Raw genomic sequence first — 25052 nt, forward strand, 5'->3', positions numbered from 1 at the left:
TCCTTACGGGAGCTGGTCGAACAGAAGCTGGAGGGCGCCGGTCTCCGGATGCCGTACCGGGTGGGCGCGGACCCCGAACACCTCGGCGAGCAGGGCGGGGTGGAGTACGTCGCGCGGCGGCCCGGAGGCCACGATCCGACCGTCCTGGACGACGTACAGGAGGTCGCAGTGGGCGGCGGCCAGGTTGAGGTCGTGCAGGGCGGCCAGGACGGTGACCCCGCTGTCGCGGACCAGGGAGAGCACGTCCAACTGGTGGGCGATGTCCAGGTGGTTGGTGGGTTCGTCGAGGACGAGCACTCGGGGCTGCTGGGCGAGCGCGCGGGCGATCAGGACGCGCTGTTTCTCGCCTCCGGACAGGGCCAGGAAGCCGCGGTCGGTGAGGTGGCCGACCCCGGTGCGGTCCATCGCCGCGGCGCAGATCTCCCGGTCCGAGGCGGCCGTACGGTCGCAGTGCGGGAGCCGTCCCATGCCGACCACCTCGGCGACGGTGAAGTCGAACTCGGCCGCCGACTCCTGCGGCAGCGCGGCCAGTACGCGGGCGGCGGCGCGTGCGTCCATGGCGTGCACGTCGTCGCCGTCGAGCCGTACCGCTCCGCCGGACGGACGCATTGCCCGGTACACACAGCCCAGGAGAGTGGACTTGCCGCTGCCGTTGGGGCCGACGAGTCCCACGAACGCCCCGCTGTCCACGGTGAGTTGAAGGTCGTGCAGGATTCCGTCGACGCTCACGCCGTCGATGTCGAGGCGCATGTTCACCGGCCTCCGAACGCGTAACCGCCGCGCCGCATCAGCAGCAGGAAGGCGGGGACTCCGACCACCGCGGTGATCACTCCGACGGGCAGTTCGGCGGGGGCGAGCAGAAGCCGGGAGACGACGTCCGCCCAGACCAGCAGGACGGCTCCGGCGAGCGGGGCGACGGCAAGGACGCGCCGGTGGTCGGCGCCGACGAGCATCCGTACGACATGCGGCACCATCAGGCCGACGAAGCCGATGGCCCCGCTGACCGCGACCACGGTTCCGGTCACGGCGGCGGTGACGAGGAACAACTCCCGCCGCAGCCGCCCGGGACGGACCCCGAGCGCGGTGGAGGTCTCGTCGCCCATCGCGAGCGCGTTGAGGGACTCGGCCCGCCATCGCAGCCACGTCCACCCGGCCACCACGGTCACGGCGGCGAGCGGTACCTGGGCCCAGGTCGCGCCGCCCAGGCTGCCGAGCAGCCACATCATCGCCGAGCGGGCGGCCTCGCCCCGGGCCGCCCCGAACACCATCACGGTGGTGACCGCCTCGAAGCCGTACGCCAGTGCCGTACCGGTGAGGACGAGGCGCAGTGGAGTGAGTCCGTGCGGAGAGCGGGCCACCGCGTACACCAGGACCATCGCGGCGAGGGCCGAGGCGAACGCCGACACCGACAGCGCCCACACCCCGAGCCCGGCGAACGCGCCGAGCAGGATGACCGCGTTGGCGCCCACCGCGGCGCCGGAGGAGATGCCGAGCACGAACGGATCGGCGAGGGCGTTGCGCACCATGGCCTGCACGGCCACGCCGACGGCCGCGAGGCCCGCCCCGACGACCGCGCCCAGCACGACCCGGGGCAGCCGGATCTCCCACACGATGGTGTATGCGGCGGCGTCGTCCGCGTGCACGGTCCCGCCGGTCAGCCCGGCCCACAGGAACCGGAAGACCCTCAGCCACCCGATGCCGGCGGCACCGAGGGCGACTCCGCAGACGAGCGAGAGGACCAGGAGGAGGGACAGGCCGAGGGCGAGCGGCAGCACGGGTGTGCGGCGGGCGGTGTCCGGACTTCGGGGCACGGCGGGCACGTCCTTCGCCAAGGGCCGCCTCCCGGACGTGAAGCAGGAGACAAGCCCGTACGACCGTGCCGGCCGCGCGGTCCCCTCTCGCAGTCCTCGGCGAGCAGTGAACGGTGTCGCGCCACCCACAGGTGATCGGGCTCACGCGACGACCACCTGGCCGTCACGCACACCGTTGCGGGTCAGCGCCGGACTCTCACCGGACTTCCCCCGCGGGAGGCTCGGGGAGCGTAGCAAACGGGGGTGTCGGGTCCGCCGGTGCCCCGGACACAGGTGCTTCAACCGTTCGGTTGAACGCGGATTCCACCGTCTGCCGCCTCAACGATGCGTACGGACGACGCGGCACCGGGCCCACCCGCACCACACTGGTGATCGCCCACGGCGCCGGGCTCTGAACGTCACCCCCCATCAGAGAGGTCCCCGCAGCGTGTCCAGCTTCCTCAGCAGACGACGTGTCCTCACCACCGGCGCCGGTGCCGCCCTCGGTCTCGGCACCATCGGTGCCACCGCGACCGCCGCCTCGGCGGCCACCCCGGCCCGTCACACCTCCGGTCCGGAGGAGACCCGTACGCTCGACGAGCTCTACCAGGCGGCCCTCAAGGAGGGCGGGAAGCTCGTCATCTACGCCGGTGGCGACACCCCCACCCAGCAGGACGGCACCAAGGCGGCCTTCAAGGCCCGCTTCCCGGACATCGACCTGACCATGATCGTGGACTACAGCAAGTACCACGACGTGCGCGTCGACAACCAGTTCGCGACGGACACCCTCGTCCCCGACGTCGTACAACTGCAGACCCTCCAGGACTTCGTCCGCTGGAAGCGGCAGGGCCGGCTGCTGAACTACCGGCCGGCCGGGTTCTCCAAGATCTACGACGGTTTCAAGGACCCGCAGGGCGCCTGGGTCGCCGTGTCGGTGATCGCGTTCAGCTTCATGTACGGCCCCTCGGCCGTGGGATCCGATGCGCCCGCCACCCCGCTCGACCTGGTCGACCCGCGGTGGAAGGGCAGGATCGCCTCGTCGTATCCGCACGACGACGACGCCGTCCTCTACCTCTACACGCTGTACGCCCGGACCTACGGCTGGGACTGGGTGGCCAGACTGGCCGCCCAGGACGTGCGGTTCGCGCGGGGCAGCAACTCGCCCGGCGACGCCGTGCGCTCTGGTGAGAAGGCGATCGGCGTCGGCGGGTCGGGCGGCCTGGTCGCGCCCTCTTCGTCCCCTGCGCGGTTCGTGGCCGCGGACAATCACCCGTTCATGGCCTGGGGCCAGCGTGCGGCGATCCTCGGACAGGCCGCGAACCCGACGGCCGCCAAGCTGTATCTCAACTGGCAGCTGTCCACGGCCACCCAGCAGAACGCCCGCAACGGCTGGTCGGTGCGGACCGACGTCACCCCGGCCGGCGGTCTGAAGCCGATCTGGGAGTACCCGAACGCCCACGTGGACGGCTTCCCGAAGTTCATGGAGGACCGTGCCGAGGTGGAGCGCATGAAGCAGACCTTCGCCCTGTACTTCGGCGAGGTGAAGGGCGACCCCACACCCGGCTCGCTCGGACTGCACCCCGGCGCCTGACCCACGACAACTCTTCACACCGTTCATACAGACGGTGGATAGACTCGGACCCCCTGTCCAGATGGATCTTTCGCTCAGGGGGTTCGTCGTGTACGACCGCCTCGCCCTGAGGCACCTCCCGCATCTCGTGTTCTTCGTCGTCGTCGGCGCCGCACTGATCCGGCTCGTCACGCTGGACCTCGCGCTGTGCCGGGACATCGTGATCGTCAGCGGACTGCTCGCCACGACGTACGCGGCCGGGCTGTCGCTGTGGAGCAGGCTGGGGCCGCTCACCCGGCACCTGTGGGTGGCGGCCCTGGTCGTGCTGTGGACGCTGCTCGTGATGCTCACCCCGCCGCTGCTGACCCACGCCTACGTCTGGTGTGCCCTCCCCCTGGCCTGTGGGGCCCTGCACGCGCTGGGGCAGCGGGCCGGCATGGTCGTGGTGGGCACCATCACGCTCGTGCTCTTCGGTCAACTCACCCGCAGCGCGGGCGGGTTCGACCCGGAGATGGTGCTCATCCCGGTGGCGGCCGTGTGGGGCACCACGGCCCTGTACCGGGCGCAGCTGCGGGACGCCGTCGAGCGCCAACGGCTGGTGGACGAGTTGCGCGGCACCCGTGACGTACTGGCGCGGGAGCAGCGGCGGGCCGGCGTGCTCGGGGAACGCGAGCGGATCGCCCGGGACCTGCACGACACGCTCGCGCAGGAACTGTCCGGCAGCCTGATGCTGTTGCAGGCAGCCGAGCGGGACTGGGAGCACCGGCCCGACACGGCCCGCACCCGGGTGCGGGCGGTCGCCGACGGCCTGGACGTGAGCCTCGCAGAGACCCGGCGCATGATCCGGGACCTCACGCCCTCCGCGGTCGCCGAGGAAGGTCTCGAGGGCTCGCTCCGGCTGCTGTGCCTGCGCGCGGAGCAGGACGGCACGGCGGCGCTCGTACGGTTCCGCTCGACGGGAGGCCACCGCTGCGAGCTGGACGAGCAGGCCGCCACCACCCTGTTCCGGGTGGCGCAGGGCATGCTGGCCAATGTGCGCGAACACGCACGGGCGACCAGCCTGCTCGTGACGCTGCGTCACACCACGGACCGGGTCGACCTGGACGTGTGCGACGACGGCGTGGGCTTCGACCTCGCCCGTGTCGACGGCACCTCCCCGTCGGACCGCGGTTTCGGCCTTCGGGCCGCGCGGGCGAGGCTTCGGGAGTACGGCGGTGATCTCGCCGTCGACGGGACACCGGGCCGGGGCACCCGGATCCGGGCCAGCGTCCCCGCCCGGGCCCGTACCGGTGCGCTGCTGCCCCTGGGCCCGACGGCGGCCGTACGGTGACCGCCGCACCGCTGCGCCTCCTGATCGCCGACGACCACACGGTCGTACGGGCCGGGCTGCGCGCCCTGCTGGAGGGCGAGCCGGATCTCGACGTGATCGCGGAGGCTTCTGATCCCGAGGAGGCCGTCACCCTGGTCGTGGATCTGGCACCCGACGTGGTGCTGATGGACCTGCGGTTCGAGGGCGCGGGCCGGGGCACCGGCGTGTCCGACGGCGTCGAGGCGGTGCGTGCGCTGGCCGGGCGGGCGCCGGGCGTGCCCGTGGTGATGCTGACCAGTTATTCCGGACGGGCCGACGTGGTGCGTGCGCTGGAGGCCGGCGCACGCGGCTATGTGCTCAAGGCCGGGCCGCCCGAGGACCTCTTCCGGGCCGTGCGCAGCGCCGCGGTGGGCGGCATGGGGCTCGCGCCCGAGGTCGTGGGGGACCTCGTGGGCCAAGTGGTCAGTCCGGCGCCGGAGTTGACGCGCCGGGAGCGGGAGGTCGTACAGCTGATGGCCGACGGTCACAGCAACCGCGCCATCGCCGACTCCCTGTACCTCAGCGAGGCCACGATCAAGACGCACCTGGTGCGCGTCTACCGCAAGCTCGGCGTGGACAACAGGGCGGCGGCGGTCTCGGAGGCGGTCCGACGGGGACTGCTGGAACTCACGTAGGGGCCTCCCGCACCTTGGCGACGGCCGCCGCCATCTGCTGCCGTACCTCCTCCCGTACCGGTTCTCCGTGGACGGCGTCCATCAGGTCCTGGGCGAGGTGGTGCAGTTTGGTGTTGGTGTTCTGAGAGGCGAGGACGAGGACCGTCCAGGCGTCGTCGGAGCTCAGCCCGAACGAGGCCATCACGATGCCACGGGCCACGTCGATGGCCGGCCTGGTCCGCATCGCCCGGCGCAGCTGGGCGACCTCCAGGCGGAGTTCCTGGTCCACGTCCACGGGGCGGTTGCGACCGTCGGGGACGGGGGCGGTGCCAGGGGTTTCGGGCTTCTCCGGACCGGTCTCCTCGTCCGGGCCGGTCTTGGAGGCCTGGCCGGTCTTGGAGGCCTGGCCGGTCTTGGAGGCCTGGCCGTCAACACTGCCGGGACCCGCGGCCGTGAACAGCTCCCGGGCGCCGGTCAGGTCGAGCAGCCGTCCGACCGACGGGCTGCACGTCCGGACGGTGACCGTCTTGCCCTGGTCCAGCGCTTGCCGGCGCAGGTTCAGCAGGACGTTGAGGCCGCCGCAGTCGCAGAATCGGACCCCGTCCAGATCCAGGTCGACTCCGGTGGCCGAGCGGTCGAGGACGGCGCGGAGCTCGGACTCGAGCCGCTGGGCCCCGACGTCGAGTTCGCCGCTGCAGACGACGTTCATCCGGTCGCCTGCCGCCACGGACTTGATCGTGGCCAGGCACGGCGGTCCGTCGTCTCGCGTGGCGAGGGGCTGCGCCGAGTGCGCAGGTTCCGGCATGGCCCTTCTCCTTGCGTCTCGGCTGCCTCCGCTCCTCAGATTCCCCTTGCCGACCCACATACGTCAACTAATACATGAAATTTTGTTCGGGTTTTTGAATGCGTGAATGCCGGGTCGGTAGACTCGCCTCATGGATGGAGTGCCCGAGTCACACACCGGATGGACGTTCGTCACCAATCACGCGCGGGTGCTGGCCGCGATCGCCGACAACCGCAGTGCCCGGATCCGCGACATCGCCGCCCACTGCCGACTCACCGAACGCGCCGTCCAGAAGATCATTTCCGATCTGGAGCAGGACGGATACCTCTCGCACGTGCGGGAGGGCCGGACCAACACCTACCGCATCGAGCAGGGCCAGGTACTGCGCCACCCGGCCGAGGCAGGCCTGACCGTGGCGTCACTGCTCTCCCTGCTCGTGCAGGACGAGGCCACCCGCACCACGTCCCCGGAAGGCCGACCCCACACCCCTGCCTGACCGCACACACGGGAACGAGGTCGGGGCGGTCCGCCGGTCCGCGGTGCGGGTGCGGGTGCGGGTGCGGGTGCGCCCAGGATGAGTCGGTGAGGGCCTTCCCGTCGTGCCCGGGGCCGCACCTCACTCACGGACGGCCGCGCCGAACCACCCGCGCAGCCGCTCCGACAGTTCCCGCTGGTCCTCGCCCACCCAGGCCACATGGCCGTCCGGCCGCAGCAGGACCGCCGGAACGTCCAGCTCCTCGGCGGCGTCGACGACGTGGTCGACGCGGTCCGACCAGCCCGTCACCGAGAGCCGGCCGGTCCGGTCCAGCAGCAGACCGCGGCCGCCGTGCATCTGCTCGTAGAGGCGGCCGCGCTTCAGCGTGAGGTCCCGCAGGCGCCGGCCGAGCAGTTCATGCCCCTCGCCGAAGTCGTAGCGGACCCCGATCGCGATGATCTTCTCGACGAGGTACCGGTTCACCTCCTCGAAGTCCATCAGCTGCTCCAGCAGCCGACGCACCGACTGCGGACCGGGCTCGGTGGACATCAGCAGCGTCTGCGCGCGGGTGTTGGCCAGCACGTCGGCGGCCACCGGGTGCCGTTCGGCGTGATAGCTGTCCAGGAGTCCCGCCGGTGCCCAGCCCGCCACCTCGGCGGCCAGTTTCCAGCCGAGGTTGAACGCGTCCTGGATGCCGAGGTTGAGGCCCTGTCCGCCCAGCGGCGGGTGGACGTGCGCCGCGTCACCGGCCAGCAGCACCCGGCCGACCCGGTAGCGCTCGGCCTGCCGGGTGGCGTCGCCGAAGCGGGACAGCCAGCGCGGTGAGTGCACACCGAAGTCGGTGCCGGCGACCGCCTGGAGCCGTCGCCTGAACTCGTCGAGGGTCGGCGTGACCGAGCGGTCCCCGCTCACCCCCTCGGCGGGCACGACGACCCGGTACAACCCGTCACCGACGGGTCCGAGGCCGAACCACTTCTCGGTCCTGCGGACTTCGGTCACCACGGCGGTCACCGTCTCCGCCGGAACCCCGACCTCCATCGCGCCCAACAGCGTCTCGTGCTGGGTGGGTTCGCCGGGGAAGCCGACGCCGAGCAGCTTGCGCACCGTGCTGCGGCCGCCGTCGCAGCCGACCAGACAGCGCGAGCGCAGCCGGGTGCCGTCGGCCAGTTCGACGGTCACCCCCTCCTCGTCCTGGCTCAGCCCGACCAGCTCGCAGCCGCGCCGGATCTCGGCGCCGGCCTCGACGGCGTGCTCGGCCAGCAGGCGGTCGGTGACGGTCTGCGGGATGCCGAGGATGTATCCGTGCGCGGTGTCCAGGTCGGGCCAGGGCCTGTCGATGGCGGCGAAGAAGCCGCCGACCCGGGACTTCCGGCCGTGCGCGAGGAACCGCTCCAGCAGACCGCGCTGGTCCAGCACCTCGATGCTGCGCACATGCAGGCCGAGCGCGCGGACGTACTCGACCGGCTCCGCCGCCTTCTCCAGCACGACCACCCGCACGCCGTGCAGCCGCAGTTCGGCGGCCAGCATCAGACCGGTCGGGCCGGCTCCGGCCACGATCACGTCGATCATCGAACCCCCCATTCACCAACAGGATCAGTCGCTGCCCGCCGGGCGGAGCACGGTGAGGGACAACCCCGGTGGACAAGACACTGGATTACCCCGATCTGCTGCGTCTGATCGACGAACGCCCGACCACCTGAGACGAATCCGGATCACGCCCACCCCGTCGCGTACGACGGCGAGGGAGGCCCGGTTTGCGGCGCAGCAGTTCGATCGCGTCGGCGACCTTGGTGTCCTCCGTCACGGGTGTGCAGGGAGCCCAGGACGCGGTCGCCCTCGCGCACCGGCATGCGGGGACGGTCGTCTCGGGCTCGGTGAGCGAGCGGGTGAGCAGCTCCGAGTCGGCCTCGCTGATCAGTCCGAGCCGCTCCGACTCCTCGACCAGGTGCGTGAGTTGCTCGCGGTTGTACACGGCGGCGAGCTCGTCGCGCGGGGTGCCCCGGCACCGGGGCACCTTGACCACACCCCGGAAGGGCGGCGAGAACGGCATCGCCGAACGCGCGCCGGGCAGGCACAGGTCGTGCAGCGGCGGATCGAGTTCGTGGGAGATCGCGGGCTTGGAGACCGAGCCGAGGCCAAGGGTGCAGACGGTGATGCCGAGTTGGGCTCCTGCCGGCATCAGCGACACTCGCGCATCCCGGCCAGGGCCGCCTTCGCTTCTCCATACGGTGCCGATTGGCGGCGACGCTCTCCGTCTTCTCGGTCTGTTCAGTGGGTGAACGACCAGGGCGAAAGCGGCGTTCCCAGATCTGCCAGCCGTACGGCGGGACCGCCCGACCAGCCGTACGGCCGGGCCGCCCGCCGGTCACACGGCCGTCGGCGCCGGTCCGACCAGCTCGGTCAGGACGTCCTCCATCGTCACGAACCCGAGGACCACCCCCGACTCCCCCGTCACCGCCGCCAGATGGCTCCCGTCGGCCCGCAGCGCGGTGAGGGTGTCGTCCAGCGGGGTGTCGATACGGACCCGGGTGACCGGGTGCAGCGCGGAGCGCGGGAAGGGCCGGTCGCGGTCGGTGACGCCGAGGGTGTCCTTGATGTGCAGATAGCCCAGCAGGGTGCCGTCCGGGCCGGTGACCGGGAAGCGGGAGTACCCCGCGTCGGCGGCCGTCCGCTCCAGGCGGGCCGGGGTGACGGAGGCGTCGACGGTGCGCATCTTCTGCACCGGGACGAGGATCTCGCCCACCGGACGCGTGCCCAGCTCCAGCGCGTCCCGCAGCCGCTCGCCGTCCGCGGGCGAGAGCAGCCCGGCCTCGCTGGCGTCCACGACCATGCGGGCGAGCTGGTCGTCGGTGAAGACCGACTCGACCTCGTCCTTGGGTTCCACGCGCAGCAGCTTCAGCAGGGCGTTGGCGAAGGCGTTGATCCCGAACACGAAGGGCTTCAACGCGCGCGTGAGGGCCACCAACGGCGGTCCGAGGAGCAGCGCGGTCGGCACGGGGGCAGCGAGCGCGATGTTCTTCGGGACCATCTCACCGATCAGCATGTGCAGATAGGTGGCCAGCGACAGGGCGATCACGAACGCGATCGGGTGCACCAGGCCGTGCGGGATCCGGGCCGCCTCGAAGCCGGGCTCCAGCAGATGGGCGATGGCCGGTTCGGCGACCGCGCCGAGCACCAGCGAGGAGACGGTGATGCCGAGCTGGGCGGTGGCCATCATCGCGGAGAGGTGTTCGAGACCCCACAGGGTCATCCGGGCCCGCTTGTGGCCCTCACGCGCGCGTGGCTCGATCTGGCTGCGGCGCACGGAGATCAGGGCGAACTCGCCGCCCACGAAGAACGCGTTGGTCAGCAGTGTCAGGGCGCCGACGAGCAGTTGCACGGTGGTCATCGGGCCTCCTCCGCCGTCCGCACCAGGGCCGGTGCGGTGATCCGGACGCGGTCGGCCCGGTGGTGGTCGACCTCCAGGACCTCCAGACGCCAGCCGCCGTCCACCTCGACGTCGTCGCCCTTGGCGGGGATGCGCGCGAGGCGGGTGGCGACCAGTCCGGCCACGGTCTCGTACGGCCCCTCCGGCGCGGTGAGGCCTATCTCGCCGAGCCGGTCGACGCGGACGGACCCTTCCGCCTCCCAGGTCCCGGCACCGGCGGGCCGCAGGTCGGGTATCTCGACGGGGTCGTGCTCGTCGCGGACCTCGCCGACGACCTCCTCGACGATGTCCTCGACCGTCGCCACGCCCGCGGTGCCGCCGTACTCGTCGATGACGACGGCCATGGTGCGGGTGGCCCGCAGCCGCTCCAGGAGCCGGTCGGCGGTCAGGCTGTCCGGGACCAGCAGGGGGGCGGTGGCCAGCTCGGTGACCGGGGTGACGGCCCGCTTCCCGGGCTCCAGGGCGAGCACGTCACGGATGTGCACGGTGCCGATGACCTCGTCCAGGCTGTCGCGGTAGACCGGGAAACGGGACAGGCCGGTGGCGTGGGTGAGGTTGGCGGCGTCGGCGGCGGTCGCGTGGGCTTCGAGGGCCTTGACGTCGACGCGCGGGGTCATGACGTTCTCCGCGGTCAGCTCGCCCAGGTGCAGGGTGCGCACGAACAGCTCGGCGGAGTCGGCCTCCAGGGCGCCCTCGGCGGCGGAGCGCTCGGCGAGCGCGACCAGCTCCTCGGGGCTGCGGGCGGAGGCCAGCTCCTCGGCGGGCTCCAGGCCGAGGCGTCGTACGAAACGGTTCGCGGTGTCGTTGAGATGCCGGATGAACGGGCCGAACACGGCGGTGAAGGCGCTCTGCGGCCCGGCCACCACCTTGGCGACGGCCAGCGGGCGGGAGATCGCCCAGTTCTTCGGCACCAGCTCACCCACCACCATCAGCACGACGGTGGACAGGGCCACACCCAGCGCGGTCGCCACCGGGGAGGCGGCCCCGCCCAGCCCCAGGGCCTCCAGCGGGCCCCTGAGGAGCGCCGCGAGGGAGGGTTCGGCGAGCATGCCGATCACCAGCGAGGTCACCGTGATGCCGAGCTGGGCGCCGGAGAGCTGGAAGGTCAGCCGGCGTACGGCCTTCAGCGCGCCCTCGGCGCCGCGCTCACCGGCCTCGGCGGCCCGCTCCAGGTCACCGCGCTCGACGGTGGTCAGGGAGAACTCGGCCGCGACGAACACGGCGCAGGCCAGGGTGAGGAGGAGGGCCAGCAGAAGCAGCAGGATCTCGGTCACCGGGCCACTCCCGCTCGTCCGTACGGGTGGGTCGCGGCACGCCTGGTACTGGGAGGTTCACCCATTGCGGGTCCGTGGCTCCTTCGTCGTCTCGGGACGGGTTTCACCCAATGGTAAAGGACAGGCAAAGCGTCCTGGAGCGAGCGTTCGCGGAGGACATCGCCGACCCGGCCGTACCGGCCGCCGCCCCAGGAGTGCGGGTACGCTGCCGGTCCGGCGGGCATCTCGTCCGGTATCGCTGTCGACCTCTGGCGGAGGCCCTTCACATGTTCGGACTGAGTGAGCTCGCGATCATCCTGATCGTCGTCATAGCGGTCCTCGCCGTCAAGAAGGGTCCTGAGCTGACCCGTGCGGCGGGCAAGTCCACGCGCATCCTCAAGGCGGAGGCCCGCGCGGCGCGGGAGGGGCAGCCGAAGCCCCAGGTGATCCAGGGGGAGGTCGTGGAGCCGCGGCCCGCGGCGGACGCGAAGGCCCAGGAGCCGGGCGCCCGCTGAGCCGATACGCCCTCACGGCTACGGCTCATTCCTCGACCCGCCTGCCAAGACAGCCCGGGATGGCCCATGATGAGCGGGCCATGCAACGTTCTGTCACGACGACTCGCGCGCCCCTGCCCGTTCTGCGGGCCGCGGTGTTCGCCGTCGTCGGTACGGTGCTCGGGGTCAGCGCCCATCATCTGCTCGCCGAGGGCCCGGTGCCCTGGACGCGGGGGGCGGGCGCGGCGGCGGTGCTGTTCGCTGTGGGTCTCGTCGGGGTGCAGCGGCCCCGCAGTCTGGCGACGGTCGTCGCCTGCAGTGTCGTAGGACAGTCGGGGCTGCATCTGTGGCTGACGCTCACCGCGCACGCGACGACCGCCGCCCCGCACCATGTCGGGCAGCAGCACGACGCCCGGCCGGCGTGGCACGAGGGGCTGCACGGCTCCCTCGCCATGACGGCCGCCCACGCCATGGCCGCCGCCCTGGTCGCGGTCCTGCTGCACCGCGCGGACGCGGCCTGCTGGAGTGTGGCCCGCGGGGTGACGGCGGCGCTCGACGCGGTACGGGCCCGACTGGCCGGCGCCCGGCTGCTGTTCACGCGGCCGGCGTCACCCGCGCCGACGGCCGCGCGGGTCGTCGTGCCCACGTACGGCGAACGGCCGCTCACCGGACGGCCGTTGCTGGCGCACGCGGTGGTACGGCGGGGTCCTCCGGCGGCGAGCGCAGCTTGCGCCCACTGACCCCACCGGGACCGGTCCGGCCCACGCCGGACTGCCGCCCGGCCGTACCACCCTGCCTGGAGACATCCATGTCCCGAACCACCCTGCCCCGCCTGTCCCTTGCCGTCACCGCGGCGGCGACCGCCGTACTGCTCACCGCGGTTCCGGCGGCCGCCCACACCGAGGTCGAGGCCGACAGGGCGCAGGCCCTCGCCGAGAACGTCACGGTTTCCTTCCACGCCGAAGCCGAGTCCGACACCTCCGGTATCAAGGAGGTGCGGGTGGTGCTGCCCGAGGGCATCGCCCCGGCCGACGTGGCGTACGACGAGGGCCCGGCGGGCTGGAAGTTCAGCGCGACCGACGACGGCTACACCGTCAAGGGGCCGGAGCTGAAGACCGGCACGAGCGCCGAGTACTCCGTGGTCGTACGGCAGTTGCCCGACGCGCGGGAGGTGCCGTTCAAGACCCTCCAGACCTACGGCGACGGACACGTCGACCGCTGGATCGAACTGGACGAGAACGGCGAGAACCCGGCGCCGACGCTGAAGCTGAAGGCCGCGGCGCCCGGCGCGAAGCCGGTCAGCCCCTCACCGAGCGTCTCCGCGAGCCCGACTCCGCCCCCGGCGAAGACGACCCCGGCGGCCTCCCCGCAGGCCACCCGGGTCGAGAAGGACGACGAGGGCGGGCTGTCCACGGGCGCCTGGACCGGCATCCTCGTGGCGCTGGCGGTGGCGGTCGTGGTGTTCGCGGTACGGCGCCGGGGCGGCAGCGAGCAGTAGCCGCGGTCGGCGGGTCAACTCCGAGCAGAGACCACACCCTGCGCAGCGCGCCCCGCGGTGAAACGGCATGCGGCGGTGCCAGGTCCGCGCGGGCCGGCACCGCGGAACTCCTGCCTTCTCCGCGGGCCGGCACCGCGGAGAAACCGCACCCGTTGCAGACCAGCCGCCGCGGAGACGTCGTACCCGACCAGGCCAGCCCTCGGACTCTGCGCACCCCGCACACGCCGGCACCCGGGGAAAACCCCCACCCGCGCAGACCGACCCCTGCTGAGAAGTCGCACCCCGCACAGGCCAGGCCAGGCCAGGCCAGGCCAGGCCACCGGAAAGTACACACCCCACAGAAGCCGGCACCCACGGGAGACCCGCACCCGTCGCAGACCAACCCCTGCGGAGAAACCGCATCCGCGCAGACCAACCCCTGCGGAGACCACACCCCAGACACGCCAGCCCCCGGAACCGACACACCCCACCTACGCCGCCCCCGCGAAACGCTCCCCCGTGCAGCGGGATTTCCGGCGCGTCCCGGATGAATCCCCCGCCTCCGGGTAGGCCAGCCACACGGCGTACCCGGAGATGGAGTGCCATGACCTGCGTGAACTCCCCTGCCCGGCGCGGGGCCTGGGCGGTGGCCCTTGCTGTCGGCGTCCTCGTCCTCACCGGAGCCTGCAACGGCGGCGGCGGTGACGACGGCGCCTCCCCTACGGCCGCCTCCTCGGCCACCCGGTCACCGGGCCCGAGCACCCCCGGCGGCTCCCCTTCGCCCTCCGTGTCCCCGTCGTCGACCGCCACCGCGCCCTCGGACCCGGAACAGGCCGAGGAGGACATCCGGACGGCGTGGACGGTCCTCTTCGATCCGAAGTCCTCCCTGGACCAGCGCAGTGACGTCGTCGAGGACGGCGACGAGAACGCCCTGATGATCGACAACCTCTTCCGTGACCCGAGCGGCAGCAAGCTGCGCGCCGAGGTGACCTCCGTGTCGTACACCTCGGACCAGCACGCCGACGTGGCCTACGACCTCACGCTCGACGACCGCCGGCTGGACACCGGCGGCCCGGGGACGGCCGTACTCCAGGACGGTGACTGGAAGGTCGGTCTGCGGACGGTGTGTGCGCTGACCCGGCACGCCAAGGACGCTCCCGAGGCGCCGAGTTGTGTGCTGCCGACCGCTAGCCCCGCCGGAACAGGTCGTTGAGCTCCGTCTGGGAGAGCTGGTCGGCGGCGTAGGAGAACGTGCCAAGGTCCGCCAACTCCCTTGCCGCGTCGAGCAGATGGCGGTACATCGCGCGGGCGATGCTGCCGCCGACCGTGACCCGCCGTACGCCGAGCTCGCGCAGGTCGTCGAGGGAGAGCGCGTTGCCGGTCAGGCCCATCACCACGTTGAGCGGACCGCCGATCTCCCGGACCAGGGTGGCGATGGTCCCGGCGTCGGCGGCGCCCGGGACGAACGCGCAGTCGGCACCCGCCTCCAGATAGGCGTTGGCCCGCCGTACGGCCTCGTCGAGCGGGCCGCCGACCAGGAGTACGTCGGTGCGGCCGACCAGCACGAAGGGTTCGCCCTCGGCCGCCAGGGTCTCGCGGGCCGCGCGGATGCGGTCGACGGCGAGCTTCTCCTCGTACAGCGGGCGGGTGCGGTCGCCGGTGAAGTCCTCGATGTTGCCGCCGGCCGCTCCGGCGGCGAGGGTCATCGCGAGGGTGGCGGCGACGGTCTCGGGCGACTCGCCGTATCCGTCCTCCAGGTCCGCGCTCAGGGGTACGGCGATGCCGCGCGCGATCTCGTCGACGCGCCGCAGCATGGTCGCGCGGTCGACACGGTCCTCGGGCGGCTGTTCGGCGAAGAAGTCGTGGTCGGGCCGGCCGAGGGAGAACGCGACGCCCGCGCTCGTCGTCGCCACGGCCGGGAAGCCGGCCGCCTCCAGGACGCGGGCGCTCCCCACGTCCCACGCGTTGGGGAGCAGGAAGCAGCCCTCCCGGTGCAGCTCGGCGAAGCGCTGTGCCTTTGCCCGGCGGTCGGTGTCCACGCGATCCTTCCCGGCCCGTCGCCCCTCGACGGGCTCCCGGAGAACGTACGCCCCAAGGCCGCGGGAGGCGGACTGCGTTTCGGCGACGTGCGTCAGGACAGTGAGCGCGAGTTGGCGGTGGAAGTCGTCCGAGGGGTGGCGGGACGCGCGGCCGCGGAGGTCACCGGGCCCCGAACCGACGGGCACTCTGAACGCCGGCGGCGCCTGGGACGTACGTAAGGAGGACGACCTCGGTGCACAGCCGTGCCACAGCGCCCCTCTAGGATGAGCCCGATGACCTGCCCGCCGCAGCTCCGCACGCGACCGCCCTCGTGGCGGGCGCTGCTGGTGCTCGGGCTGCTCGTCGGACTGCTGAGCATGCACGCCCTGGCCCCGGTCGGCGGTCTGCACACATCCGGGAGCCACTCGGCCGCGCACATGACGACTGTCACGGCAGTCGTCGACCAGGCCTGCCACGACGGCTGCGGCTCCGGGCACCTGCACCACGCGGACGTGACCTGCGCGTCGGCCTCGGTGAGCGGTGGGCCCGTACTGCCCGCCCTCGCGCCCGACCCGTCGGCGACCGCCGTACTCCCCGACGACCTGTGCTCGCAGGCGGCGGTGTCCCAGGACGGCGCCCGCGCGCCGCCCTCGCTCGCACAACTCCAGTTGCTGCGGATCTAGACCGGGCCGTTGCCCCGTCACGCTCAGATCCCTTTTCCAGCACAGGAGTTCCAGTATGCGCACCACCCGTCCCCTGATCCGTCGCGCCTGTCTCGCGGCGGTGGCCGTGAGCGCCGCTCTCACCCTTACGGCCTGCGGCGGCGAGAGCGACGACGGCGGCGCCGCCGACACGTCGCCCGCCGCGTCCGCCGATGCCTCGGCCGCCGCCCACAACGAACAGGACGTCTCCTTCGCGCAGGGGATGATCCCGCACCACGAGCAGGCCGTTGAGATGGCGAGGCTCGCGGCCGACCGGGCGTCCTCGGCCGAGGTCAAGGACCTCGCCGCGCGCGTCGAGAAGGCGCAGGGCCCGGAGATCTCGACGATGACCGACTGGCTGAAGACCTGGGGCGAGGACGTCCCGGAGTCGATGCCCGGCATGGACCACTCCGGGATGGCCGGAATGGCCGGGATGATGTCCACCGAGGACATGGAGAAGCTGGGGAAGGCCTCGGGGAAGGACTTCGACTCCATGTTCCTGACCATGATGGTCGAGCACCACGAGGGCGCCGTCGAGATGGCCACGACCGAGCAGGACAAGGGCGCCTACAAGGCCGCCACGGCGATGGCCGGTGACATCGTCACCACGCAGAACGCCGAGATCAACGAGATGAAGAAGATCCTCGGAGAGAAGTAGCGCGTTCACATGTCGCCGCGGTGCCCGGGCCGATCGACCCGGGCACCGCGGCCGGACGGTTCACAGGACCTTCTCCGGGCACTCGGAGAAGGACTCTCCGGATCCGCGAGGAGCGACAGTGACGACAGGGCGACTCCCCGATCACGAGCAGCGCATTCTGGACGAGGTGGAACGCGCCCTGCGCCGCGACCGCCGTCTGGACCGCCGGCTGCGCACACTGAGGCTGCGGCGGCGGCCCGACCTGTCCCGGGTCGCGCAGTACCGGCCGCACATCCTGACCGTGGGCCTCCTGCTCGCGGCGTCGATCGCGCTCCTGGTGACCGGCATCGTCACCTCGCGGCCCGCGGTGATCTGGGCGTTCGCGGCCGTCTGGCCACTGACCCTGTTCTCCGTGTTCCGACTGCTGTGCCGCTGGACGGAACCCTGAACCTCACGCCTCGCCGTTCCCGAAGGCCTCCTCGATCGGCCCCTCGTCGACCAGGACCTTCCCCTTCGGGGGCCCGGCGAGCAGGGCGCGTACGGCGGTGGGGAGGTCCGGGGCCACATGGGCGGCCCGGGCCGTCTCCGCCGGGCGGGTCCGCTCGTCCGGTACGAGGATCCCGTGGGCGCCCACCCGGGCCGCGGCCTCGGCGTCCGCGGCGGTGCCGACGACCGCGCAGTCGGTCGGGGCCGTGCACACGCGGCCCGCCGCCCAGAGGATCAGACCCGGTTCGGGCGGACGGCAGTGACAGCCGTCGTCGGGCCCGTGCGGGCAGACCCCCCAGACGTCGAAGGGGCCGAGGAGTTCGTCGACGCGGTGGTTGACGGCCCGTACGTCCGCGTCGCTGAGCCGCCCGAGCCCGATGTCGGGCTGCAGGGCGACGAACCCGGTGCGGACGTCGTGCAGCCGCAGCATGTCGAGCGCCTCCCGGGCCCCTGACGCCGGGTACACCCGGCCCGGGTCGAACGGGTCTTCGGCGAGGATGCTGTCACGGTCGAACAGCACCGTACGCACGCGCGTCATGGGCCACCTCCCGGCTCTCCTGTGCACTTCTTCCGCACCACGGGTAACCGCGAGGGGCCGGTCCATGCGGCGGGAGCGGGACCTACCAGGTCAGGTGGAGGCCATGGGGTGAGCGGTGGATCATCGTCGGCCGCATGGCCACCGGGTGTCCTTCGGCCAGTCGCAGTCCCGGCAGCCTGGTGGTGAGTTCCTGGAGCGTGAGGCGGAGCTGTTCGCGGGCGAGTTGTGAGCCGGGGCAGCTGTGCGCGCCGAGCCCGAAGGCGAGGTGGCGGCCGGGCGGGCGGGTGATGTCGAACGCGTCGGGGTGCGGATGGCGGGCCCCGTCCCGGTTGGCGCTGCCGAAGGCCACGAACACCGTTGCCCCGGCGGGGAGTTCGGTTCCGGCCAGGGTGACGGGGCGGGTGGTGACCCGGCGGAATCCCTGCAGCGCGCTGTCGTAGCGGGCGGCCTCCTCGACGGCCGCCGGGATCCGCTCCGGCTCGGCGCACAGCAGCTCCCACTGGTCACGGTGGCGCAGCAGGTGCAGGACGGTGGTGCCGATGAGCGCGGTCGTGGTCAAGTGCCCGGCGATCAGCAGGTTCTGAAGGTGGGCGACGAGTTCGTGCCGGTGGTCGAGGGTGAGCTCGCCCGGTTCCGTGAGGGACACGACGAGTTCGGAGCACAGGTCCTCGCGCGGCTCGGCGTGCCGTTCGCGCACGTACCGGTCGAGGATGTGCTGCATCGCCACCACGTCCTCGGCGGCGGCGATCTGCTCGCTCTCCGTCAGCGGCCGGAACAGCAGTTCCTCGGCGCGGTGTCCGCCGTGCACCACGGCCGGGACGTCGGCGGGGTCGAGGCCGACGATCCGCCCGATGACGTCACCGGGCAGCTTCCGGGCGTACGCCGACATCAGCTCGACCCGGCCGTCCTGCGCGAACCCGTCGACCAGGGCGGCGGCCCGCTCGGCGGCGTAGGGAAGGACGGCGGCGACCCGGGCCGGTGAGAGGCCGCGCACGACGGGCGCGCGCAGTCGCTGGTGCAGCTCGCCGTCGGCGGTGACGACGACCGGCCGCCCGCCGAACCCGCCGCCGAGGACACCGAGTGCGGCGGGCGACGGCAGCACGTCGGGCACGAGGGCGTTCGCCGAGGAGAACTCCTCGGGCCGGCGCAGCACTTCGCGTACGTCGGCGTCCCGGGCGACCAGCCAGGCGTCGAGCTCGGCGAGGTGCGCCAGGCCGTCGGCGTGCCGCGCCCGCTCGTAGTGCGGGTACGGATCGATCTGCAACGCGTCGAGCCTGCCGTGCCGTTCGCTGTCCACGAGACTCCCCCTGCGGCCTGCGGTGCGGTCGCGCTCATGGTGCCGTACGGACGCGGAGGTGTACACAGCGAGCAGGCGGACCGGATGCCGTACGCCGCCCCGCCCACACCCCGCTGCGCCATGTATGTGAGCCCCCCATGAAGTCCCCGCTGAGCAGGCCTGATTCCCTAAGATCGGCCCGTGGTCACCTTTCTCCTCGAACGCACGGCCCCGCTCTCCCAGGACGAGGCCTGGCGTCGCCTCACGGAGTGGCCCCGCCACGGCGAGGTCGTCCCCCTGACGCGCGTCACCGTCGTGCCGCCCGGGCCGACGGCCGAGGGCACACTCGTCGTCGCCCGTTCGGGGATCGGACTCCTCGCCTTCGACGACACCATGGAGGTCACGGTCTGGCGCCCGCCCGCGGACGGCGTGTCGGGTCTGTGCCGCTTGGAGAAGCGGGGCCGGGTGGTGAAGGGCTGGGCCGAACTGGAAGTCCACCCCGGCCCGGGCGGCCGGGCCCGCGTGATCTGGCGCGAGAAGCTGCGGGTTCCGCTGCTCCCCGGACCGCTGCTGGGCATGGCGGCCCGGTCGGTGTTCGGGCGGGCCCTGAACCGGCTGCTGCGCGGAACGTGACCGGGCATGGCAGTTGACGGTACGACCGTCCGGGTGGACGAGGTCGAGGAGCTCGCGGTGGACGGGCTGCGGTGGCCGGCGGCCGCGGCGCGGGACACACCGCGGGGCGGACTCGCCTGGCCGGCCAGACCCTCGGACGACTTCGGGGAAGACCCCTACGCCGACTGGCACTCCGCGCGGGCCGTGGCGTGGTGGCGGTCGATGACCCGAGGCGGCCGTGGTGACGCCCAGATCCACCGGCTGCTGCGGGACCTCTCCGAGGAGGCCTCCCCGCCTGGTCCGACCGACCCGGGTACCGGCCCACCCCGGGCGGACACCCCGGTACGCAGCCGGCGGCGTCCGCTCAGGCCACCGAGCCGATCCGCCGGGCCGGTACCGCCGTGAGGTCGTGATGGATCGGCGTGTGCGCGCCGGTGAGGGAGACCCCGCTGCCGCCCCGCCGGTTCGCGACGATCTCCGCGGCGATCGACAGGGCCGTCTCCTCGGGCGTACGGGCGCCGAGGTCGAGGCCGATGGGTGACCGCAGCCGCGCCAACTCCAGCTCTGTCACGCCGACTTCGCGGAGGCGTTCGTTGCGGTCGAGGTGGGTCCGGCGGGAGCCCATGGCGCCGACGTAGGCGACCGGGAGCCGGAGGGCCAGCCGCAGCAGGGGTACGTCGAACTTGGCGTCGTGGGTGAGGACGCACAGGACGGTCCGGGCGTCGACCTCCGTGCGTTCCAGGTAGGTGTGCGGCCACTCGACGACTATCTCGTCGGCCTCCGGGAAGCGGGCCTTCGTGGCGAACACCGGGCGGGCGTCGCACACCGTCACGCGGTAGCCCAGGAACTTCCCGATCCGCACCAGCGCCGAGGCGAAGTCGATCGCCCCGAACACGATCATCCGGGGCGGCGGCACGGAGGACTCGACCAGCACGGTGAGCGGGGCTCCGCAGCGTGAGCCCTGTTCGCCGATCTCCAGTGTGCCGGTACGGCCCGCGTCCAGGAAGGCGCCCGCCTCCGCGGCGACCGTGCGGTCCAGTTCGGGATGGGCGCCGAAGCCGCCGTCGTACGAGCCGTCGGGCCGTACGACGAGGGCGCGTCCGACGATCTCCCGCGGGCCGGAGACGATCCGTGCCACGGCCGCCGCCTCGCCGCGTGCGGCGGCCGTCAGCGCGGCCGTGGCCACCGTACGGACGGGGTCGCCGGCCCGTACCGGTGTGACGAGGATGTCGATGATGCCGCCGCAGGTCAGGCCGACGGCGAAGGCGTCCTCGTCGCTGTAGCCGAAGCGTTCGAGGACCGACTCCCCGTCCTCCAGCGCCTGTTGGCACAGCTCGTACACCGCGCCCTCCACACAGCCGCCGGAGACCGAGCCGATCGCCGTGCCGTCGGCGTCCACCGCGAGGGCGGCGCCCGGCTGGCGGGGCGCGCTGCCGCCGACGGCCACCACGGTGGCCACGGCGAAGTCACGGCCCTGCTCGACCCACCGGTGCAGCTCTTCGGCGATGTCCAGCATCTCTCGGTCTCCTTAACAGCGGTTGCGTACAGGCGAGTTGGGCGGGCTAGTGGACGCCCATCCAGCTCTCGATCGGGTTCAGGGCGTAGTAGACCAGGAAGATCACCGTCAGGCCCCACATGAACGCCCCGATCTCGCGGGCCCTGCCCTGGGCGATCTTGATGGCGACGTACGAGATGACGCCGGCGGCGACGCCCGCGGTGATCGAGTAGGTGAACGGCATGATCACGACGGTCAGGAAGACCGGGATCGCGGTGGCGCGGTCGGCCCAGTCGACGTGGCGGGCGTTCATCATCATCATGGCGCCGATGACCACAAGGGCCGCGGCGGCCACCTCGCCCGGCACGATGGCCGTCAGCGGGGTGAAGAACAGACAGGCCGCGAAGAACAGGCCGGTGACGACGGAGGACAGGCCGGTGCGGGCGCCTTCCCCGACACCCGTGGCCGACTCGACGAAGACGGTCTGCCCGGAGGCGCCCGCCACTCCGCCGATCGCGCCGCCCGCGCCGTCGATGAACAGCGCCTTGGACAGGCCCGGCATCCGGCCCTGCGCGTCGGCCAGTTCGGCTTCGGTGCCGACGCCGATGATGGTGGCCATCGCGTCGAAGAACCCGGCGAGCACCAGCGTGAACACGATCATGTCGACCGTCATCGCGCCGACCTCGCCCCAGCCGCCGAACTCGACGTGCCCGAAGATCGAGAAGTCGGGCATCGACACCGCGCTGCCGTGCAGTTCAGGAGCCCCGCTCGCCCACTGCTTCGGGGCGATGGCGCCAACAGCGTTGAGGACAACGGCGAGTACGGTCCCACCGACGATCCCGATGAGGATCGCGCCGGGCACTCCGCGGGCCTGGAGCATGAAGATCGCGAGGAGGGTCAGGGCGAACAACAGGACGGGCCAGCCCACGAGTTCGCCCGTCGGGCCGAGGGTCACCGGGGTGGCCTTGCCCTGGTGGACGAAGCCGGCCTTGTAGAAGCCGATCAGGGCGACGAACAGGCCGATGCCCATGGTGATCGCGTGCTTGAGGGCCAGCGGGATCGCGTTCATGATCATCTCGCGCAGGCCGGTGACGACCAGCAGCATGATGACCACGCCGTACATCACGCACATACCCATGGCCTGCGGCCACGTCATCGCGGGCGCGACCTGAGAGGACAGCACCCCGGAGACGGAGAGGCCGGCGGCGAGCGCGAGCGGCACCTTGCCGAAGAAACCCATCAGCAGCGTGGTGAAGGCCGCCGCGAACGCGGTCGCGGTGATGAGCGCGTTCTGGCCGAGGGTGTGACCCGCCACGTCCTTGCCGGACAGGATCAGGGGGTTGAGCAGGAGGATGTACGCCATCGCCATGAAGGTCGTGATGCCGCCGCGCACTTCACGGGCGACGGTGGACCCTCGCTGCGATATGTGGAAGTACCGGTCGAGCCAGGACCTGCCGGCCGGGACGCGGGTGCCTTCTCCCGCCTCTTCGGCCGTGGTCTTGGGTTCCAGGGACTGCTGGGTCATGGTGCCGTCTCCCAAGGTTCACAGGGGCACCCGCGCAACCGCCTTTTCGGGCACGGGATTTGGGATGTGCACGACCCGGGGGACGGCCCAGGACGGACAGTTGGGGGCCCGGGGGACCAAGTCCCCCGGGAAAACTCACCGGTTCATCACGTGCCGGTCAGGTGCTCCGGCCGTACCGGCGTCCTGTTGAGCTCCAGCCCCGTCGCATCGCGGATCGCCGCTAGCACGGCCGGAGTCGAGGACAGCGTCGGCGCCTCACCGACGCCACGCAGACCGTACGGCGCGTGGTCGTCGGCGAGTTCGAGCACGTCGACGGGGATGGTCGGCGTGTCGAGGATCGTGGGGATCAGGTAGTCCGTGAAGGACGGGTTCCTGACCTTGGCCGTTTTCGGGTCCACGATGATCTCCTCCATCACCGCGACACCGAGGCCCTGGATGGTGCCGCCCTGGATCTGGCCGAGGACGGACAGGGGGTTCAACGCCTTGCCGACGTCCTGCGCGCAGGCCAGCTCGATCACCTTCACCAGCCCCAGCTCGGTGTCGACCTCGACGACCGCGCGGTGGGCGGCGAAGGAGTACTGGACGTGCCCGAAGCCCTGCCCGGTACGCAGGTCGAAGGCCTCGGTCGGCCGGTGCCGCCACTCCGCCTCGACCTCGACGCTCTCGTCCTCCAGCACGTCGACCAGGCCCGCGAGGACCTCGCCGCCGTCGGTGACGACCTTGCCGCCCTCCAGGAGCAGTTCGGCGGTGGCCCAAGCGGGGTGGTACGAACCGAACTTGCGGCGCCCGATCTCCAGGACCTTCTCCCGGACCAGCTCGCAGGAGTTCTTCACGGCGCCGCCGGTGACGTACGTCTGCCGCGAGGCCGAGGTCGAACCCGCCGAGCCCACCTGGGTGTCCGCCGGGTGGATGGTCACCTGGGTGACGCCGAGTTCGGTGCGGGCGATCTGCGCGTGGACGGTGACCCCGCCCTGACCGACCTCCGCCATGGCGGTGTGCACGGTGGCGACGGGCTCACCCGCGATGACCTCCATGCGGACCTTCGCCGTGGAGTAGTCGTCGAAGCCCTCGGAGAAACCGACGTTCTTGATGCCGACCGCGTAGCCGACCCCGCGGACGACGCCTTCGCCGTGGGTGGTGTTGGACAGACCGCCCGGCAGCTGCCGTACGTCGGCGTCCTCGCCGGCGGAGAGCCACTGCTGCTCCGGAGGAAGCGGCATCGCCTTGACGCGGCGCAGGAGTTCGGCGACCGGGGCCGGGGAGTCGACGGGCTGGCCGGTCGGCATGATCGTGCCCTGCTCCATGGCGTTCAGCTGCCGGAACTCCACCCGGTCCATGCCCACCGCGTCGGCGAGCTTGTCCATCTGGGCCTCGTAGGCGAAGCACGCCTGGACCGCGCCGAACCCGCGCATCGCGCCGCAGGGCGGGTTGTTGGTGTAGAGGGCCATGGCCTCGATGTCGACGTCGTCGACCACGTACGGGCCGATCGAGAGCGAGGAGGCGTTGCCGACCACGGCCGGGGAGGCGGAGGCGTACGCGCCGCCGTCCAGCACGATCCGGCACTTCACGTGGGTCAACTTGCCCTCGCGCGTGGCCCCGTGCTCGTAGTACAGCTTGGCCGGGTGGCGGTGGACGTGCCCGAAGAACGACTCGAACCGGTTGTAGACGATCTTGACGGGCTTGCCGGTGCGCAGCGCGAGCAGACAGGCGTGGATCTGCATCGACAGGTCCTCACGGCCGCCGAAGGCCCCGCCGACGCCGGACAGCGTCATGCGGACCTTGCGCTCGGGCAGGCCGAGGACGGGCGCGATCTGCCGCAGGTCGGAGTGCAGCCACTGGGTGGCGATGTAGAGGTGGACGCCACCGTCCTCGTCCGGTACGGCGAGACCCGACTCGGGGCCGAGGAAGGCCTGGTCCTGCATGCCGAAGGTGTACTCGCCCTTGACGACGAAGTCCGCGCGCTCCGCGGCCTGTTGGGCGTCTCCGCGGATGATCGGCTGGCGGTGGAGGATGTTCGGGTGCGGGACGTGCCCGACGTGGTGGTCGTCGCGGTCCTCGTGGACGAGGATCGCGTCCGGTGCGGTCGCGGAGGCCTCGTCGGTGATGACGGGCAGCTCGCGGTAGTCGACCTTGATCTTGGCGGCCGCGCGGCGGGCGGTCTCCGGGTGGTCGGCGGCGACGATGGCGACCGGCTCACCGTGGTGGCGGACCTTGCCATGGGCGAGGACCGGGGTGTCCTGGATCTCCAGGCCGTAGTTCCTCACCTCGGTCGGCAGGTCGTCGTACGTCATGACGGCGTACACGCCCGGCATGGCGAGGGCTTCACTCGTGTCGATGGACACGATCTCGGCGTGTGCGACGGTCGAGCGGAGGATCTGCCCCCAGAGCATGTCCTCGTGCCACATGTCGGACGAGTACGCGAACTCGCCGGTGACCTTGAGGGTGCCGTCGGGGCGGAGCGTGGACTCGCCGATGCCGCCCTTGGTCTTCGAACCCTGGGTGATCTTGGTGGGAGCGCCGTTGGCAGCCAC

Annotated in this window: 25 protein-coding genes, 1 pseudogene and 1 riboswitch; of the genes and pseudogenes, 13 read left to right on the plus strand and 13 right to left on the minus strand. The window is 72.0% G+C overall.

The window, feature by feature from the left end; all coding sequences use genetic code 11:
- Positions 1-3 precede the first annotated feature (3 nt).
- Both AB0D34_RS18885 and AB0D34_RS18890 read right to left on the minus strand, forming a co-directional pair.
- Positions 4-750, minus strand: coding sequence for an ABC transporter ATP-binding protein (locus AB0D34_RS18885; protein WP_362662848.1), 747 nt, complete (start codon positions 748-750; stop codon positions 4-6).
- A gap of 2 nt (positions 751-752) precedes the next feature.
- The gene (locus AB0D34_RS18890; protein ID WP_362662978.1) at positions 753-1775 is read right to left on the minus strand and encodes an iron ABC transporter permease; all 1023 of its coding nucleotides are present in this window, start codon (positions 1773-1775) and stop codon (positions 753-755) included.
- Between the two features lie 166 nt (positions 1776-1941).
- A riboswitch (cobalamin riboswitch) is annotated at positions 1942-2021 on the minus strand.
- A gap of 217 nt (positions 2022-2238) precedes the next feature.
- Between AB0D34_RS18890 and AB0D34_RS18895 the strand changes: the two genes are divergently transcribed.
- The 3 genes from AB0D34_RS18895 to AB0D34_RS18905 all read left to right on the plus strand — a co-directional run bounded on the left by AB0D34_RS18895 (position 2239) and on the right by AB0D34_RS18905 (position 5343).
- Entirely contained in the window at positions 2239-3381 is a 1143-nt protein-coding gene (locus AB0D34_RS18895) for an ABC transporter substrate-binding protein (protein ID WP_362662850.1), read from the plus strand.
- A 61-nt stretch (positions 3382-3442) separates the two neighbouring features.
- Complete coding sequence (locus AB0D34_RS18900; protein ID WP_362662852.1) at positions 3443-4690, plus strand: sensor histidine kinase; 1248 nt, start codon at positions 3443-3445, stop codon at positions 4688-4690.
- Positions 4687-5343 carry a response regulator transcription factor gene (locus AB0D34_RS18905; RefSeq protein WP_362662854.1) on the plus strand — a complete coding sequence of 219 codons (657 nt, stop codon included), beginning with the start codon at positions 4687-4689 and terminating at the stop codon, positions 5341-5343. Before AB0D34_RS18900 ends, AB0D34_RS18905 begins: the two co-directional genes overlap by 4 nt.
- Here the strand turns inward: AB0D34_RS18905 and AB0D34_RS18910 are convergent.
- On the minus strand, positions 5336-6127 hold the full coding sequence (locus AB0D34_RS18910) for an ANTAR domain-containing protein (protein ID WP_362662856.1): 792 nt from the start codon (positions 6125-6127) through the stop codon (positions 5336-5338). The genes AB0D34_RS18905 and AB0D34_RS18910 overlap by 8 nt on opposite strands.
- A gap of 130 nt (positions 6128-6257) precedes the next feature.
- Between AB0D34_RS18910 and AB0D34_RS18915 the strand changes: the two genes are divergently transcribed.
- On the plus strand, positions 6258-6602 hold the full coding sequence (locus tag AB0D34_RS18915) for a helix-turn-helix domain-containing protein (RefSeq protein ID WP_362662858.1): 345 nt from the start codon (positions 6258-6260) through the stop codon (positions 6600-6602).
- Positions 6603-6722: 120 nt separating this feature from the next.
- Here AB0D34_RS18915 and rox read toward each other — a convergent pair whose 3' ends face one another.
- From rox to AB0D34_RS18935, 4 genes and pseudogenes are all read right to left on the minus strand, one after another.
- Positions 6723-8150 carry a rifampin monooxygenase gene (gene rox, locus AB0D34_RS18920; protein ID WP_362662859.1) on the minus strand — a complete coding sequence of 476 codons (1428 nt, stop codon included), beginning with the start codon at positions 8148-8150 and terminating at the stop codon, positions 6723-6725.
- Between the two features lie 147 nt (positions 8151-8297).
- Positions 8298-8798, minus strand: a pseudogene (locus AB0D34_RS18925) (hypothetical protein); the annotation flags it as partial.
- Positions 8799-8946: 148 nt separating this feature from the next.
- Positions 8947-9969: a hemolysin family protein gene (locus tag AB0D34_RS18930; protein ID WP_362662861.1), complete on the minus strand. Its 1023-nt coding sequence runs from the start codon at positions 9967-9969 to the stop codon at positions 8947-8949.
- The gene (locus AB0D34_RS18935; protein WP_362662863.1) at positions 9966-11282 is read right to left on the minus strand and encodes a hemolysin family protein; all 1317 of its coding nucleotides are present in this window, start codon (positions 11280-11282) and stop codon (positions 9966-9968) included. Before AB0D34_RS18935 ends, AB0D34_RS18930 begins: the two co-directional genes overlap by 4 nt.
- A gap of 266 nt (positions 11283-11548) precedes the next feature.
- Between AB0D34_RS18935 and AB0D34_RS18940 the strand changes: the two genes are divergently transcribed.
- The 4 genes from AB0D34_RS18940 (at position 11549) to AB0D34_RS18955 (ending at position 14445) form a co-directional block, all read left to right on the plus strand.
- The gene (locus AB0D34_RS18940) at positions 11549-11776 is read left to right on the plus strand and encodes a twin-arginine translocase TatA/TatE family subunit (protein WP_362662865.1); all 228 of its coding nucleotides are present in this window, start codon (positions 11549-11551) and stop codon (positions 11774-11776) included.
- Between the two features lie 80 nt (positions 11777-11856).
- The gene (locus AB0D34_RS18945; RefSeq protein WP_362662867.1) at positions 11857-12495 is read left to right on the plus strand and encodes a hypothetical protein; all 639 of its coding nucleotides are present in this window, start codon (positions 11857-11859) and stop codon (positions 12493-12495) included.
- A 68-nt stretch (positions 12496-12563) separates the two neighbouring features.
- The gene (locus AB0D34_RS18950; protein WP_362662868.1) at positions 12564-13253 is read left to right on the plus strand and encodes a DUF1775 domain-containing protein; all 690 of its coding nucleotides are present in this window, start codon (positions 12564-12566) and stop codon (positions 13251-13253) included.
- 583 nt (positions 13254-13836) lie between these two features.
- Positions 13837-14445, plus strand: coding sequence for a hypothetical protein (locus tag AB0D34_RS18955; protein WP_362662870.1), 609 nt, complete (start codon positions 13837-13839; stop codon positions 14443-14445).
- On the opposite strand, the gene AB0D34_RS18960 is transcribed toward AB0D34_RS18955, so the two are convergent.
- Positions 14420-15271: an isocitrate lyase/phosphoenolpyruvate mutase family protein gene (locus AB0D34_RS18960; protein WP_362662872.1), complete on the minus strand. Its 852-nt coding sequence runs from the start codon at positions 15269-15271 to the stop codon at positions 14420-14422. The two genes, AB0D34_RS18955 and AB0D34_RS18960, sit on opposite strands and share 26 nt — an antisense overlap.
- 273 nt (positions 15272-15544) lie before the next feature.
- On the opposite strand from AB0D34_RS18960, the gene AB0D34_RS18965 reads away from it, so the two are divergent.
- The 3 genes from AB0D34_RS18965 to AB0D34_RS18975 all read left to right on the plus strand — a co-directional run bounded on the left by AB0D34_RS18965 (position 15545) and on the right by AB0D34_RS18975 (position 17037).
- Positions 15545-15934, plus strand: coding sequence for a DUF6153 family protein (locus tag AB0D34_RS18965; protein ID WP_362662874.1), 390 nt, complete (start codon positions 15545-15547; stop codon positions 15932-15934).
- A 55-nt stretch (positions 15935-15989) separates the two neighbouring features.
- Positions 15990-16610 (plus strand): DUF305 domain-containing protein, encoded by a 621-nt coding sequence (locus AB0D34_RS18970; RefSeq protein WP_362662876.1) that lies wholly within the window; start codon positions 15990-15992, stop codon positions 16608-16610.
- Positions 16611-16728: 118 nt separating this feature from the next.
- Positions 16729-17037 carry a DUF3040 domain-containing protein gene (locus AB0D34_RS18975; RefSeq protein WP_362662878.1) on the plus strand — a complete coding sequence of 103 codons (309 nt, stop codon included), beginning with the start codon at positions 16729-16731 and terminating at the stop codon, positions 17035-17037.
- A 3-nt stretch (positions 17038-17040) separates the two neighbouring features.
- On the opposite strand, the gene AB0D34_RS18980 is transcribed toward AB0D34_RS18975, so the two are convergent.
- On the minus strand, positions 17041-17613 hold the full coding sequence (locus tag AB0D34_RS18980) for an HAD-IIIA family hydrolase (protein ID WP_362662880.1): 573 nt from the start codon (positions 17611-17613) through the stop codon (positions 17041-17043).
- Positions 17614-17695: 82 nt separating this feature from the next.
- Positions 17696-18910 carry a cytochrome P450 gene (locus AB0D34_RS18985; RefSeq protein ID WP_362662881.1) on the minus strand — a complete coding sequence of 405 codons (1215 nt, stop codon included), beginning with the start codon at positions 18908-18910 and terminating at the stop codon, positions 17696-17698.
- 180 nt (positions 18911-19090) lie between these two features.
- Here AB0D34_RS18985 and AB0D34_RS18990 point away from each other — a divergent pair, with 180 nt between their 5' ends.
- On the plus strand, positions 19091-19522 hold the full coding sequence (locus tag AB0D34_RS18990; RefSeq protein ID WP_362662883.1) for an SRPBCC family protein: 432 nt from the start codon (positions 19091-19093) through the stop codon (positions 19520-19522).
- 6 nt (positions 19523-19528) lie between these two features.
- Positions 19529-19906 carry a hypothetical protein gene (locus tag AB0D34_RS18995; RefSeq protein ID WP_362662885.1) on the plus strand — a complete coding sequence of 126 codons (378 nt, stop codon included), beginning with the start codon at positions 19529-19531 and terminating at the stop codon, positions 19904-19906.
- Here AB0D34_RS18995 and AB0D34_RS19000 read toward each other — a convergent pair.
- From AB0D34_RS19000 to AB0D34_RS19010, 3 genes are all read right to left on the minus strand, one after another.
- A complete protein-coding gene (locus AB0D34_RS19000) occupies positions 19866-21017 on the minus strand; it encodes an XdhC/CoxI family protein (protein ID WP_362662887.1) in 1152 nt (383 codons plus the stop codon). The two genes, AB0D34_RS18995 and AB0D34_RS19000, sit on opposite strands and share 41 nt — an antisense overlap.
- 46 nt (positions 21018-21063) lie before the next feature.
- Positions 21064-22521, minus strand: a complete 1458-nt coding sequence (locus AB0D34_RS19005; RefSeq protein ID WP_362662889.1) for an NCS2 family permease — start codon at positions 22519-22521, stop codon at positions 21064-21066.
- A gap of 146 nt (positions 22522-22667) precedes the next feature.
- Entirely contained in the window at positions 22668-25052 is a 2385-nt protein-coding gene (locus AB0D34_RS19010) for a molybdopterin cofactor-binding domain-containing protein (RefSeq protein ID WP_362662891.1), read from the minus strand.

The sequence above is a fragment of the Streptomyces sp. NPDC048420 genome, assembly GCF_040651535.1.
Taxonomy (GTDB): Bacteria; Actinomycetota; Actinomycetes; order Streptomycetales; family Streptomycetaceae; genus Streptomyces.